Annotated in this window: 13 protein-coding genes; 10 read left to right on the forward strand and 3 right to left on the reverse strand. The window is 38.2% G+C overall.

The window, feature by feature from the left end; genetic code table 11:
• The first annotated feature begins 98 nt into the window (after positions 1 to 98).
• The 8 genes from JKG61_RS01120 (at position 99) to JKG61_RS01155 (ending at position 7,485) form a co-directional block, all read left to right on the forward strand.
• Positions 99 to 338, forward strand: coding sequence for a hypothetical protein (locus tag JKG61_RS01120; RefSeq protein ID WP_202101155.1), 240 nt, complete (start codon positions 99 to 101; stop codon positions 336 to 338).
• Positions 339 to 734: a hypothetical protein gene (locus JKG61_RS01125; RefSeq protein ID WP_202101156.1), complete on the forward strand. Its 396-nt coding sequence runs from the start codon at positions 339 to 341 to the stop codon at positions 732 to 734.
• A 135-nt stretch (positions 735 to 869) separates the two neighbouring features.
• A complete protein-coding gene (locus tag JKG61_RS01130; protein WP_202101157.1) occupies positions 870 to 1,814 on the forward strand; it encodes a hypothetical protein in 945 nt (314 codons plus the stop codon).
• A gap of 63 nt (positions 1,815 to 1,877) precedes the next feature.
• On the forward strand, positions 1,878 to 2,267 hold the full coding sequence (locus tag JKG61_RS01135) for a hypothetical protein (RefSeq protein WP_202101158.1): 390 nt from the start codon (positions 1,878 to 1,880) through the stop codon (positions 2,265 to 2,267).
• A gap of 42 nt (positions 2,268 to 2,309) precedes the next feature.
• Positions 2,310 to 2,708 carry a hypothetical protein gene (locus JKG61_RS01140; protein WP_202101159.1) on the forward strand — a complete coding sequence of 133 codons (399 nt, stop codon included), beginning with the start codon at positions 2,310 to 2,312 and terminating at the stop codon, positions 2,706 to 2,708.
• A complete protein-coding gene (locus tag JKG61_RS01145) occupies positions 2,705 to 3,847 on the forward strand; it encodes a hypothetical protein (protein WP_202101160.1) in 1,143 nt (380 codons plus the stop codon). The genes JKG61_RS01140 and JKG61_RS01145 overlap by 4 nt, the downstream gene beginning before the upstream one ends.
• A complete protein-coding gene (locus tag JKG61_RS01150; RefSeq protein WP_202101161.1) occupies positions 3,844 to 6,636 on the forward strand; it encodes a carboxypeptidase-like regulatory domain-containing protein in 2,793 nt (930 codons plus the stop codon). Before JKG61_RS01145 ends, JKG61_RS01150 begins: the two co-directional genes overlap by 4 nt.
• A gap of 510 nt (positions 6,637 to 7,146) precedes the next feature.
• The gene (locus JKG61_RS01155) at positions 7,147 to 7,485 is read left to right on the forward strand and encodes an O-antigen ligase family protein (protein WP_202101162.1); all 339 of its coding nucleotides are present in this window, start codon (positions 7,147 to 7,149) and stop codon (positions 7,483 to 7,485) included.
• 79 nt (positions 7,486 to 7,564) lie between these two features.
• Here JKG61_RS01155 and JKG61_RS01160 read toward each other — a convergent pair whose 3' ends face one another.
• On the reverse strand, positions 7,565 to 8,935 hold the full coding sequence (locus JKG61_RS01160; RefSeq protein WP_202101163.1) for an NAD(P)-binding domain-containing protein: 1,371 nt from the start codon (positions 8,933 to 8,935) through the stop codon (positions 7,565 to 7,567).
• A 414-nt stretch (positions 8,936 to 9,349) separates the two neighbouring features.
• On the opposite strand from JKG61_RS01160, the gene JKG61_RS01165 reads away from it, so the two are divergent.
• Entirely contained in the window at positions 9,350 to 10,525 is a 1,176-nt protein-coding gene (locus JKG61_RS01165) for an MFS transporter (RefSeq protein WP_202101164.1), read from the forward strand.
• A gap of 108 nt (positions 10,526 to 10,633) precedes the next feature.
• On the forward strand, positions 10,634 to 11,203 hold the full coding sequence (locus JKG61_RS01170; RefSeq protein ID WP_202101165.1) for a Crp/Fnr family transcriptional regulator: 570 nt from the start codon (positions 10,634 to 10,636) through the stop codon (positions 11,201 to 11,203).
• Positions 11,204 to 11,261: 58 nt separating this feature from the next.
• Here JKG61_RS01170 and JKG61_RS01175 read toward each other — a convergent pair whose 3' ends face one another.
• Together JKG61_RS01175 and JKG61_RS01180 are read right to left on the reverse strand one after the other, a co-directional pair.
• A complete protein-coding gene (locus tag JKG61_RS01175) occupies positions 11,262 to 12,593 on the reverse strand; it encodes a MutS-related protein (RefSeq protein WP_202101166.1) in 1,332 nt (443 codons plus the stop codon).
• A gap of 11 nt (positions 12,594 to 12,604) precedes the next feature.
• A complete protein-coding gene (locus tag JKG61_RS01180; RefSeq protein ID WP_202101167.1) occupies positions 12,605 to 13,930 on the reverse strand; it encodes a MutS-related protein in 1,326 nt (441 codons plus the stop codon).
• Between the last annotated feature and the right edge of the window lies 1 nt (position 13,931).

Below are 13,931 nucleotides of genomic sequence, written 5' to 3' on the forward strand. Positions count from 1 at the left end.
TTATCTGATAACATGATCGGTAAATAAAACATTGTTTCCATGATTGGATATATAAGCAGGTTTGTTTAAGTTTGTTAAAGCCAAATAACTTAATTCATATGTCGAGAATCTTAGCTTGCATATTATTGACCTGTGCTTTTGGATTAATTGTTTCATGTAATCCCCAATCGGATGCATCCCGGCTTCTTCGGCAGGCTTGCGCAATCATAGAGGAGCATCCTGATGGTGCCTTAGGTTTAATAGGATCTATTCGGCATCCTGAGAGTATGTCTAATACTGGAATTCATAAAGATAAAATTGAGAAGGAAAATCTCCCTCCTAGTACAAACTGCAATTAGATGAAAAGGAGAACAAAAAAAATAGGAATTGTTATAGGGATAACAATTGTGCTGATTTCAAACATACCTGTCTTTAACCTCGGTCTGTTGGCAAGGCTTGATGATGGAAAATTACGTTATTCGAATGCTGATGGTTCCTGTACCCGAATAGAGAAATTTAATTATTTTTCTGGGTTAATTGAAAAAGAAGGAATTGAAGCCGGTATTGCGGCCAGAACACCTCCGCCAAAAGAAGGAACTACCGAAATGTACCGGTTGTATAGGCTGAATCCATTATACTTTTGGCGATGGAGCTATTATTTGATCGTGAGTAAAGATTTTAAGTATAAGGACTGGAAGGAAATTGAGCCTAATAGGGTGCCTTACGATCCGGATAATATAGGACAACAGTTTTGATTTCTCTTCAGTTCTGGCTAATGTTTTTTTGGACATACTAAGGATGTATTGGATTTCAATCCGAAAATCTATAATTATAAAGTTTTCGAAATGAAAAAGGATATCTGAGATAAATTGAAATCGTATTAAATGGATATGAAAGAGGTATTAGACAAAACCAATCTATGGGTAGCGAATGTGGTAACCGATCTCCCTTCTAAACACTTGTTGGGGAGTGCCTTGTTTCTATTACTCAGCATCAGCGCAACATTTTCGCAGAAAGCATTAATTGATTTTGATTCCCTTGCGAATCAATATAATGTAAATACTGTTGTGTTAGATATGGAACCACTCTATGAGCAGAAAAGTGAAATTGAATTGGTTAATGTATGGATTAACGATAGAACATTGCTCCTCATTGCCTGTCTTCCGGACTTTAGAAATGAGAACAATGTTTGGAGAAAATTATCCATAGAGGAAACGAGTGCATTAGATATCAATCATTCTGGATTATCTGAACAAATCGATAAGGTAAGACGAGGAGCGCATTTGGAAAACGGCTATTATTTTAAGCTGGTTAAAAAGATAAATGGACACTATTTTGTGAATGATCATACCTTCTTTCAATTCTTCAAGATTGAAGAATATCCGAGGGCAATCAACACACCAATAAATACCATCAATGTGGAAAGGTCATTTTTTTCACTAAAAGACATGATTGCACATTATCCGGAGTTGATCCCTGATGAGAGTTACTCGCCTATGCCTTGGCAGGAAAATACGTACAAGGTATATAATGATAGGCATATGTATGGATATTATACTTCCGGATCAATCGATTGGAATGGAAAAAAAGGATTTAAGTTATGGACTTTCGGTCATTACGATGTGATAGATGGTCCAAGCATGCATATGGGGGTTGGGCGTTTTGTATACGTTCCGAAAATTGGTGTAGTAGGTGGTTCCTATGATTTCTACTATTATTTTGATAATCCAAAGAATGGATCTCCCAAATACCACCGATATGATATTTCCAAAGAGCAGTGGGAAGAAAATATTTTGAGCGAAAAAATTGCTATTGGAAACCTTTTATTAAGATAACAGGATTAACACCTATTGGAGATTGTCTTTTGCGGAAACTGTGTAATTAAAATCATGGCAACAATGGAAAGGAGAACAAAAAAAATAGGAATTGTTATAGGGATAACAATTGTGCTGATTTCAAACATACCTATCTTTAACCTCGGTCTGTTGGCAGGGCTTGATGATGGAAAATTACGTTATTCGAATGGAGATGCATCTTGGACCGTGGTAGAAGATTTTAATTATTTCTCAGGACTTGTTGAAAAAGAAGGATATGCCGAGGCTATTAAAGCCAAAAATCCTAAAAGTGAAAATACCGAAATGTACCAACTGTATAGGATGAATCCATTATATTTTTGGCGATGGAGCTATTATTTGATTGTGAGTAAAGATTTTAAGTATAAGGACTGGAAGGAAATCGAGTTTAATAGGGTTCCTTACGATCCGGATAATGTAGGGCAGCAATTTTGATTTTTCTTCAGTTCTGGCTAAGCAATATTGTTGGACATCAATATGAACTTGATTTCTTTTAAAGATCTCTTTTGTGCAAAGAGACGAGAAAAACTATTGATACTTAAATACGACACTAAGTCCTGTAATATTTGTTTAAGCCAAGATATTTTGTTGCTGTCTAAGTTACATAAAAAGGAACAAGAGAGCGTAATACTGCTTGTTTCTGCAAGTAACGTGAACGAGTTTAAGATTATAAGAGAAAAGTATAAGGACAAACTAAGTGTGTATGGCATGAAAGAAGAAAGTAGTGTTATTATCGGGATTGACAAGGAATTGTTGCCCTATTATTTTTTAGCGGAACAGGACAAACCCCTGAGAATGGTGTTTATACCGGATAAAAATCTTTCCAATTTGAGCAGATCCTACTTGAATTATGTATTTGCAAACTACATAAGATGAAACTGTCTACCTCTTATTTAATCTTTATCCTTTTGTGGGTTCCATTTTTGGAAGTAAAAGCACAGGGTCTCATCTATTCTCCCGATATTCCTGTCGAACAGCATCGTATTGTAATTGATCATGCATTGGGAGGTACAGTAAGCGAATGGTTTGTCGAGCTTTCCTATACTCCATTGGAAACAAAGAATAGCAGGGACGTCGTTAATTCGGTCTTTAAGACAGGTATGATTGGCAATTCAATCGGTATACTTCCCAATGATAGCAAGAAATTTTATATCTACTCTACCGAGGGGAGATTGATCAAGATGGTAGATATTGCCAAAATATCAGGGCTACCTAATAGCGAAGGCGTTCATGATATGCGGGTTTGGGGCGATTGCTTTGTATTGTCCATGACGAATTATAAGGTCAAAATGGACAACAAAGGAGAGAACATTTTGCTGCTGGAGGAGCAATTTCGCTATGGCACCGATTCCGTACAGGTCGGGAACTTGGTCTGGAAGTATATGCGGTATGATAGTTTGGACAACCCAACCATCGCGCTGGCATTGAATAACAATGTCGTTATCGGTTATAGTAATGACAGAGCACAGTTTTTCTTTGATAAGGATACTTATTTTTCTCCAGTATCCACTCCAAATGGGTTGAGCTATTTTTTGCCCGACAATCATTACAAAATCTTCGAATTGGAAGAATCTAAAATCAATAAGGTTTACGATTTTATCTTTCCGCAACATAATCTCGTGGATACTTCAGTAGTTTACAATTCGTATACAGACTGGGCTAAAAAAATCATTAAACAGGAAGAAAAAATACACGCATTCGACCATGTGTTACGTTGTGGTAATTACCTGATCTTTAAGGCAGGTCTTTATAATTTTTATGGACTTGATCTATTCACCAAAGATTTCATCAGCTTCGCCAATATTATTCCCGATCAATCCAATGACTATATGGAGGTTTTTTCCAACTTTCCAGTCTTGACCGATGGTGAATACCTATATACCTTTATGCATTCTTACTCTGTGCAGTATTCGAGGAATACGTGCGAAGAGGAAAACCATACTATGCGTAAAGAATATCAAGATTTATTAAAACAGTATAACATCATATTGCTGCGTTTTAAATTGAAAATATGAGATTTCTTATAGGCTGTTTACTGTTTTTCATGTTTGTGCACCCTACATTATCCCAAACAAAAATTTATGGGAGCGTAGTCGATACGCTGAGCAATAGGGCATTGCGAAATGCTACCGTATCGATTTATCAGGAGGGGGTAGGGGCGGTTCAAAAAGTGACATTGACAGACCTTTTTGGGAAATTTACTGTAGACCAACTGAACCACAACATGATGTATCGAGCGGAGTTTAGCTATCAGGGTTACCAAAAACTGATTAAGGAATTTTCGCTTGATAAAGACCAACAGCTTGATTTTGGTAGGTTGCATTTAGAACGGCAGATAAATGAAATAGAGGAAGTGACCATGCTCCCTCCTGTACGGATGAAAGGTGACACCATCGAGTTTAACGCCGATGCCTTTCAGTTGGACACCAATGCTGTGGTAGAAGACCTGATCCACAAGTTGCCGGGTATAATCGTATGGGGTGATGGCAAAATTACCTATAACGGAAAAGAAGTGCCTTCTATCTTGATCAATGGCAAGGAATTTTTCGGATCGGATAAGTCCATTGGTCTGCGGAACATAGCAAAAGATGCGGTGCAAAAGGTGCAAGTGTATGACAACAGAACCAAGCAAGAGCAGCGGGAAAAACCACTGGATGCAAGTTATGAGATGAATGTAGTGCTCAAAGGGGAGAAAGAAAAAATGCTTTTTGGTAATATTACCGTGGGTGCCGGTACTGACAAAAGGTATGAGAACTACCTAAATCTAAATTACGCCGATAAAAGAACACAGTCAAGTCTTGCTTATGCAAACAACAATGCCAACAAAAACCTGAACAGTCTGGATCAACTGCTCAAAAACACTACCTATAAAGGTGTGGGTATCAATGCAGACTACCATTCTGATTTCAGTCGTCCCGGTATCAATCGCCAACATGTTCTTGCGGCAAGATACCAACACGACTTTTTGGCCACGAAGGAGACCGACCTTAAAAATATCATCACAGCAAATGTGTTCAGCAATTGGGATAGGGAAGACATGACCAACACGTCAAATACCCTTGTATCTGGAAACAATGGGGAACATACCAATCAAAGGAGCTACCATAGTTTAGACGTCACAAATAATCAAGCTATTCAAGGGGATATCAAGTATGAGCTTACCCAAGAAATAAATGGCAGACATACGCGAATAAAAAGTACACTAAGCCTATTGACCTCGGAACAGGATGGCCAAAGTTCATCGGAGACCGATTATGACTATAGCAACAACCAATCCCGTAGTATCCGACAAGAACAGCAGTACCAGAAAAGGCAGTCAGTTACTTTCACATTTTCAGCCAACTGGGGAGTTAAAAATCTTGGCTATATACAAGAAAGAAACAAAAAGCAACGTGTTTTGGACAGACTGAAGTATGGATTGGATTGGAGGGCCAGCCTGAATGAAAACGACTCCCAACAAAACAGCAATGCACAAATTGAAAACAGATTGAATCCGGATGCGGATCAGTATATTGACAGATCATACAACAATGACTATCGGATGAACAAGCAACAGTTGATCTTCACTGTAGCCAATCGCAAAGACAGGTTCAAGATTATCAACGCTGTAGACTTCAATTATTCGGATACCGATCAAAAAGTCAGCGATATAGATGGTAATACCGAAATGAATAATACCGCCTTGACCCACGCTTCAAAGCTTAAGCAATCATTGTATACTCCTAAGATAGAGTACAGCTACCGTATTTTTGAGAGAGATTATACAGGCAGACTCTCGGAATATTTGGCTTTCAACCCATCATTGGCACTCAGATTACTGAACCGCACCAACAGTTCATCATTGGGGTATCGGAATATCAAACAGAGGTTTGTGTCACATCTTCCAAAACTGGAAGTGGAATACCGTAAAAATAGGTACGGGACGTACTTTTTTACCTCAACATTGGGCTTCCAACGCAGCGAGGACTTCCCGACCATCGATCAATTGCAGCCTATCTATGACGACATAAACCCGGCTTACCGCTATTTTGGCAATCCCAATCTTTCCAAAACGGAAAAGCAGACATGGATGGGGCGCCTGCAATTTGAAGAGCATAAGACCTATGCCCTACGCGTAAACATAAATGCGATGTACAATACCCTTAGCTCTGGAATACGTGATAGTATTGTCTTTGCTCCCGGTCAACAGCAAGTATTTTCGGTAAATATGGCGCAAGACATGTATGACTTCAATACAAGTGTTAATGTTTCCAAACCTTTTGTCATCAAAAAAGACCAAACATTTACCATTGAAATCAATGCCTCGTCCTACCGGTCAAAAAACTACCAATACATCGATGAGGAATTGCAAAAGTTAGCGCCTATGAGCCAAGATATCAACTTCATTACTTATTATACCAATGGCTCTAAGTATCAGCTGAGTTTGAAAGGAGGTTATAACCAGTACGACAGTAGAAACCTAACGGCTGCGAACTATTCCTTTTCTTCTGTTGAATACTACACCGCATTCGGCATGGCTTGTGCGTTGACAAAAAAGATGAAAATAGGATCGGATATAAATGGTCGTTTTATTAATTCTAATAAGTTTCGTGATGACTTGGCTATCTGGAATGCAAATGTATCGCATCGATTCACCAAAGGGAATAATTTGGAAGCCAAGTTAGCTCTATATGATATTTTGAAACAAAACAAAGGAATGTATGTTCGTAATGGTACCGTTGAACTCACTACGGGTCATCGCAATAGCCTAAGACAGTTTTTCCAACTTTCACTGGCTTATTACCCCCGGAAATTTGGACTATAAATTTGTGATTTATGGATTGGTCAATACGTATTGGATTTTTTATGCTGCTCGGCAATTCTTTGGTAGTACTAAACAAATTTCCGAATCCTACAGTTGTCTCAAAGGAGATATGATTTTATTTGACTACGGTAGTCGCCTTATCTGTTTTGTCTATTGTGTTGTTACGTCGTAAAGAACGGTTTGCTTTTCATTTTTTGGATTTTCATTGTCATATTATCCAGAACTTGGATCAACTGGTCTGTTTTTTAATCCGGGGCCTCATGCCATATATTTAGCAATCTCGATTCCATGGGTGGTGGTTTACACTATAAAGAAATTTGCAGGTAAACGATATGTGCAGGGGCTATTGGGGGTAGTCCTTTTAGGGGTAGGTACATTTTTGATAGCTGTTTTAATGTCAAGATCTGCTTGGATTGGTTTGTTTTGTGGGATAACGTTACCATTAATAGTTTTTTTTGGTAACACAAACAGGATCGGTGTTTTAAAAAAAATAACTCTTTTTACATTGGGATGTACATTTTTTTATTGTATTATGTAAAAATTGATTCATCAAATGGAAGGATACTCATTTGGAACGTTTCTTCTACCATAATGAAGGATCACTGGATGACAGGTATTGGATTGGGCAGATTTTCTCAAGAGCATATGCATTATCAAAAAGAATACCTCGGCACGAAGGTAGAAGATGGGGAGAAATTTAACAGATTAGCGGGAGATGTCAGATTTGCATTCAACGACTTTTTACAAATCTTTATTGAAGGGGGAATATTGATCTTGACCATGTTCGTTTTTATAGTCCTATCTATAATACTATTATTGATAGTTCACATTAGTGGGCTGTTTTTGTAAATATCGTATTCCATAAAGTAGTTTTATAACCAGAAGAGGTCAGTTAAATAACTGACCTCTTCTGGTTATAAAAGCACTATTAGATAGCTTCTGCTTTTTCGTCTATACTTTCTTCGAGGTATTTCTCTAAGCTATCATCCATTTCGTCCATCCAGGGAGTATGGTGAGGTATAGCGTGGGTTCCATCCATTACCGATCTATATACCTGATCCCGATAGTTTAGAATGTTGTTCTCTTTGTCTTTAAGCCAGCTTTTGAACATATCAGCTACTTTATCTACATTAAAATCGGGATAATCGGTCAAGCTTATAAGATCTTTAATGTAGTCCGTTTGGAAATCAACATGATCAGATCCTGTTTTTGTACTTTCTTCATAATCCATCCATTTTTTGATGTCTTTAGTACGGTTTTCTTTTTCTGGAATTGCAATCCGACCTAACATATAGTCACGTGCAAACCAGGCCTGTGTATCGAACATATTAAATGTATAATACTGGTCTTGCATACCCAGATAGAGTAAACGCTCGTTATGATTAAACACCACTCCTTTATATAAATCATCAGGATAGAGACGATTTTTTGTTTTTAGTCTCATGTTGTCCGGCAAGAAAGGAAACTTATGCTGATAGCCTGTGCATAGGATTACAGCATCAAATTCTTCAGAAGAACCATCTTTGAAGAAAGCTTTAGATCCTTCAAAATGAGTTACAAGCGATTTTTCTTTAATCCCTTCAGGCCAGTTACAACCGATCGGATTGCTTCTATAGGCTATTGTTACCGATTGGCTTCCATGCTTATAACATTGTACACCAATATCTTCAGCCGAATAGCTGCTGCCTATAAGCAGTAAGCGTTGATCTTTGAATTGATCCGCTCCTCTAAAATCGTGCGCATGCATTACTGCTCCTGGAAAATCCTCAATCCCCTTGAAATAAGGAAAATTTGGTGTGGAGAAGTGCCCCGTGCCGACAACTAAGTAGTCAAAATACTCTTCAAAAGTACGATTGTCTTTTAGGCTGTCGAAGATGACGCGGAATTGTTGCTTGTCTTCTAGATAATCTACCCATCTAGCTACGGTGTTAAATTGTATATAGTCACGGGCATTACTTTGGTTGATTCTCCCCTGTATATAATCAAAGAGGACCTCGCGTGGTGGATACGACGATATGGGCTGTCCAAAGTGTTCGGAAAATGTATAGTCCGCAAATTCTAAGCATTCTTTAGGACCATTGGACCATAAATATTTGTACATACTTCCGTGAAGGGGTTCTCCATATTTTCCTACACCGGTACGCCAGGTGTAGTTCCACATACCGCCCCAATTATCTTGCTTTTCATAACATTTAATTTCTGGGATGGGATTACCTTTTTTCTGTTCCGATTCAAATGCTCGTAGCATAGCCAATCCACTGGGACCAGCGCCAATAATACCAACTTTAAAATTTGTCATATAATACTATTAATAATAAAAATTTAAGTCGCCCTATAACGGACAACTGTGTTCAGTTCTTTACGAAAACGAATCTTTAGATTCAAGACCATCCTAAATAAAATCAGGACGCAATAGAAGAAATTTCGAAAAATTTCTTAATAGATGGCTAAGCCAAATAGAAAGGAAAAATTAGGTTTTACCAAACGGTAAACTTGTTGAATACTATTGTACAACACTATCTTTTACAGGGTTGTTTTTCCTTCAAAAAGCACAATATACGGAAAATTAAGCAATTACGCAAATTTAGTATGGGGCAGGGGGGCTAGAAAGAGCAACGTTCCTTATTAAATTTGTTTTTTTGACTTAGGTCAATGCCTGTCTGTAGGTGCCTATATACCTTTGCGCACAAATAAAAATTAAAATGTAAGTTATATGAGTCATGTTTTACAAAAGGAACGCAACTTGGGTTTTTATCAGGCTATTGTTCCAATCATTATTTCTGTGTTTTGTGTCTATCTGACGATAGGTATAGTACTTGGTGTTATTCCTGGATTTGTTCAAAATACGCTGGGGTTTGATAGTGTTATAGTCGGGATTGTTATCGGTTTGCAGTTTTTGTCCACCTTATTGACGCGTGCTTATTCTGGTAAAATGACCGATACCAGAGGTGCTAAGAAAAGTAAGATGCTGGGTGTATTTTTAGCTATCATAGCCGGAGTAGCTTACGTGTCTGCGGTTTCACTGATAGCATATCCTATGATAGCTCTGGGATTCCTTATTGTAGCACGTATTGTACATGGTGTGGGAGAAAGCTTTCTTATTACAGGTGCGCTGACATGGGGCATCGGCCTTGTTGGAGCTGCCAACTCCGGTAAGGTGATGACGTGGAACGGTATAGCGATGTATGCAGGGATTGCTCTAGGAGCGCCTCTAAGTATATATATGGATAAGAACTACGATTTAACCTGGGTTTTCTCGTTAATCATCTTGTTGCCAATAGTGAGCTGGTTGGTTACGTTGCGCCTTCCGGGCCTGCAGATCGAGACGACGACTGCTAGAATGCCATTTTATAAAGTTATAGGTGCCGTGTCAGGCGAAGGTATGAGCTTGGCCTTTTCTTCTATAGCATTTGGCTGCATTGCCTCTTTTATAGCGCTGTTTTTTACGCACAACGACTGGGGTGGTTCTTCGTATGCATTTTTAACTTTTGGCGCTTGCTATGTGCTTACTCGTGTCTTTTTTGCTAATTTCCCAGATCGATTTGGAGGTTATAAAATAGCCATGATATCCCTAGTGGTGGAGTTAATAGGGCAGGTATTGATCTGGACGGCTACTACGGAATTGGCTGCTATTATTGGTTGCGGTTTGACAGGTATCGGCTTTTCACTTGTTTTTCCAGCTTTGGGCGTATTGGCGCTACAGCGTGTCGAACCACAGATGCGAGGAACAGCATTGGGAGCTTATGTTGCTTTTGTAGACTTATCATTAGGTCTTGCTGGCCCCATAGCTGGGCTGATTGCAGGCTGGTTTGACTATCAAACAGTGTATCTGTTTGGAGGACTTAGTTGTTTGTTGTCCATCCTATTGCTGATGTACAATAAAAAGTAAGCGAACTGTAAATTTAAAAATGGGCGTTCTATGGTAGAGCGTTTGATAATTGACGTCCTTAAGCGTGTTTTTATTAGTAGATTTGTTTGATATAGATCGACAACATCCATGACAGCATCACTAGCAGCGTACATTAGCGATAAAATAACAGTAACAGATGAAGAGCTGAATACCATATTATCTTATTTTAGATTAATAAAACTTAAAAAAGATGAAGTATTGCTCTCACATGGAGAAGCCAGTCAGCGAACATTTTTTGTAAATAAAGGTTGTGTACGGATTTTTTTTATCAATAATGAAGGGCAAGAGTCGACCCGTTATTTTGCGTTTGAAAACCAGTTTGCTACCGCTTTAGTGAGTTTTATTACATCCGATCCCTCAGAAGAGCTTATTCAAGCGGTCGAATCTTCTGAGGTGTTTTATATTACACATAAAAACTTTTTCTATTTGTTGGAGACAATCCCGCAATGGGGAAAGTTTTATCGTATTTATCTAGAAATGGCTTACGTGAATAACACCAATAGATTGATGTCATTCTTGACGCAGGATGCTACGGAAAGGTATCGATTGCTGTTGGCCGAAAATCCGACGGTAGTACGTAGGCTTTCCAATAAAATGGTAGCTTCTTATTTGAATATGTCTCAAGAAACATTAAGCCGACTGAAATCGAAGTTATAGGTTTTAATTGAAACTATATTCCCTTGAATCTATCTAAGATCCAAGGGAAAGAATTATCTCACTTTTCTATCAATTCAAAAACACCTTCATTCTTCAAGATAAGAAGTCCGTGTTTGTCACTACTTACACCTTCTTCGATGGTGTAAGTATAGGTTGGACGGTTATCTTTCATCACTGTTGGTAAGAATTTAAACTGCATGTTGGGATGTTGTACGCGGAGTATGTCAGCAGCTTCTATAATATGTGTTGATATAATAAAATTGCTGGAATTATGACTTGCAAAGGCGCTGGATACTGCTGTTGTAGCCTCTAATGCGTCTTTGACATTGGTCCCCTTAAACAGCTCATCGAAAATAACCAGTAGTTTTTTTTGAGCGGCAACTTCCTCGGCTATCATTTTAACCCTCTTGACTTCTGCGTAGAAGTGACTGTATCCTTTTGAAAGATTGTCTGGGACATTAATGGAGGTAAAAAGGCCTTCTTTGAGCGTAAGAGTTAGTGAATGGGCTGCTATGGGAAGCCCTACATGGCTCAGGTAGAGCGAAGAGGCAACGGCTTTCATGAAGGTCGACTTACCAGCCATATTTGCTCCTGTTAGAAAAAGCACCGTACTATCATCGGAAAGAGTAAGATTATTACTTACCGCATCTTTCAAAGCAGGATGTCGTAACTTCTCAACTTTATAAAGAGATTTGTAGTCTACAGTGAAATCGGCAAAGCATAGTTTTCGTTCCTTCATCACTTCTCTGATTCCAAAGACGACATCGAGTTCATCAATCAGTTCGATCACAGGTTTCAATCCATCGTTAGACATTTTGCTAAGGGTATAATGAATAGAGCTTATATCTTTAATAGAATCTGCCATGTCTAGGGAGAATAGTGCTTTGATCTCGGCACTGTCCAGTTGTTTAGAAATGTATTCGATACGTTGGTAAGCTTGTCGGTAAGTATCTTTATTCTCTTGCTTATTCAGTTCTGTGATAAAAGTATGCAAGTCTTTGAGTATCGACAGGGTAGCCTTAAGACTGGAGGAAAATATTTCCCATTCGCTATCTATACCTATCAGCTGCTTTAACTTCTTTAATGATAAGTTCCCTAGACTGCTTACGTAGTTTGTAGCTATGGGTTGTCGTAAGTATATGTCTGCTTTTTTTAAATTTTCCAGATTGATTGGAAAATCATGAGGATACGCCGCTAGTTCTTTGATTAGCGCTTGCCTATCCCGAATTGGTGCAATTTCTGTAAAAGGTTCTTTCAACCAACGCTCCAGTAGTTTTTCACCTCGTGTCGTTTGGGTTCTATTGTATAACTGAAAGAGGGACCCTTTTTTAAACTTGCCAAATACATTCAGGTCTTCAAGCGTTTGATTGTCCGTATGAAATTTTTTCATTTAAATGTTATCTAAGCTAATATTTCTAATATCTTTTCATTCTCTATGATGACCATACCATGCCTATCTTCGCTGACTCCTTTTTCTAAGGTATAAGTATATACGGGTTTGTCATTTTCCAATATCGTGGGGAGGTAGGCAAAATGGATATTGTTTAGATGAGAAAGTTCTTCAGCAACTTCAGTAATATGTGTCGATATGAGAAAAAAACTATCAGTTTTATGAGCAAATGATTTTAATAGCTCTAAAGTACCATCATAGGCATCTTTAACATTCGTGCCTCTGAACAATTCATCAAAAAACACATATAATTTCTTCTTGTTGCCCAGTTCTACAGCTACTCTTTTTACGCGGAGTACTTCTGCATAAAAATGACTATACCCAGAGCTGATATTGTCAGAAAGATTGATGGTTGTGAACAATCCATCCTTGACCTTAAATCTCATGTGTTTGGCTGGTATTGGAAAACCTAAATGCGCCAGATATAAACTGATACCTAAGCTTTTCATAAAAGTTGATTTACCGGCCATATTTGCTCCAGTTAAGAATAAGATATGTTCTTCATGACCTAATGATAGTTTGTTTGGCACGGCATTAGGTACCAATGGGTGATAAAGCCCATCGATGTCCAGTTCGGTATCGTCACTGTCCTCTAAGATGAGTGGCAGAGTAAGATTTTTGTTCAGAGCAACCTGTGCCACGGCTATAAGAGCATCTAGTTCGTACGTTGCTTTCATAAATCCTAAAATGACCTCCTTGTCATCGAAACGACAGCGCTGATCTATCTTATGAATATTCTTATCCGTTATTTGAACACTTTTCTCTGTATCTAAAAAATCTTTCCAAAGAGTGGTTTCTGTTATTTTTAATGCGCTTTGTTCAAATTTGTTCCACGAATCAGTTTTCTTAGCTGCAGGTATATTAGCTGCAAATATGACGAATGCTTGTATGACTCTTTGTAACGCGGCGATACCATTTTTTGTATGTAAAATCTGCGCATCTACTTTTAGTAGATAGCGCAATTTTTCTTTTAAGCTTTTTTTCGAATTTTGAATCTGACTTCGGCTGTCCGTTTCGGACAGGTATTGTTCAATATCACTGAAATCAAGGGACGTAAATGGAAACTCTAATGTCGGTATGCTCATCAATAAGCGTAAAATGTCCACACGCTCCTGTATCTCTTCCTTATGGTTCATTGGATATTGAAGCATTGTGATAAGTTGCTCTTCTCCACCTCTTGTCACTGTTTGATTAAAAAAGCTACATATTGAGGCATTTTTTCCTTTTGAAAAAATGATAAGATCATCTAGAGTCTGTTGATCAATAAATAGTGCCATC

The organism is Sphingobacterium faecale, from assembly GCF_016746095.1.
Lineage (GTDB): Bacteria > Bacteroidota > Bacteroidia > Sphingobacteriales > Sphingobacteriaceae > Sphingobacterium > Sphingobacterium faecale.

What these genes read in the sequence shown, in the direction of transcription:
- JKG61_RS01180 (WP_202101167.1), bottom strand. Translation starts at nt 13,930, where the DNA reads ATGGCACTATTTATTGATCAACAGACTCTAGATGATCTTATCATTTTT.
- JKG61_RS01150 (WP_202101161.1), top strand. Translation starts at nt 3,844, where the DNA reads ATGAGATTTCTTATAGGCTGTTTACTGTTTTTCATGTTTGTGCACCCT.
- JKG61_RS01120 (WP_202101155.1), top strand. Translation starts at nt 99, where the DNA reads ATGTCGAGAATCTTAGCTTGCATATTATTGACCTGTGCTTTTGGATTA.
- JKG61_RS01165 (WP_202101164.1), top strand. Translation starts at nt 9,350, where the DNA reads ATGAGTCATGTTTTACAAAAGGAACGCAACTTGGGTTTTTATCAGGCT.
- JKG61_RS01160 (WP_202101163.1), bottom strand. Translation starts at nt 8,935, where the DNA reads ATGACAAATTTTAAAGTTGGTATTATTGGCGCTGGTCCCAGTGGATTG.
- JKG61_RS01130 (WP_202101157.1), top strand. Translation starts at nt 870, where the DNA reads ATGAAAGAGGTATTAGACAAAACCAATCTATGGGTAGCGAATGTGGTA.
- JKG61_RS01135 (WP_202101158.1), top strand. Translation starts at nt 1,878, where the DNA reads ATGGAAAGGAGAACAAAAAAAATAGGAATTGTTATAGGGATAACAATT.
- JKG61_RS01140 (WP_202101159.1), top strand. Translation starts at nt 2,310, where the DNA reads ATGAACTTGATTTCTTTTAAAGATCTCTTTTGTGCAAAGAGACGAGAA.
- JKG61_RS01155 (WP_202101162.1), top strand. Translation starts at nt 7,147, where the DNA reads ATGTACATTTTTTTATTGTATTATGTAAAAATTGATTCATCAAATGGA.
- JKG61_RS01175 (WP_202101166.1), bottom strand. Translation starts at nt 12,593, where the DNA reads ATGAAAAAATTTCATACGGACAATCAAACGCTTGAAGACCTGAATGTA.
- JKG61_RS01170 (WP_202101165.1), top strand. Translation starts at nt 10,634, where the DNA reads ATGACAGCATCACTAGCAGCGTACATTAGCGATAAAATAACAGTAACA.
- JKG61_RS01145 (WP_202101160.1), top strand. Translation starts at nt 2,705, where the DNA reads ATGAAACTGTCTACCTCTTATTTAATCTTTATCCTTTTGTGGGTTCCA.
- JKG61_RS01125 (WP_202101156.1), top strand. Translation starts at nt 339, where the DNA reads ATGAAAAGGAGAACAAAAAAAATAGGAATTGTTATAGGGATAACAATT.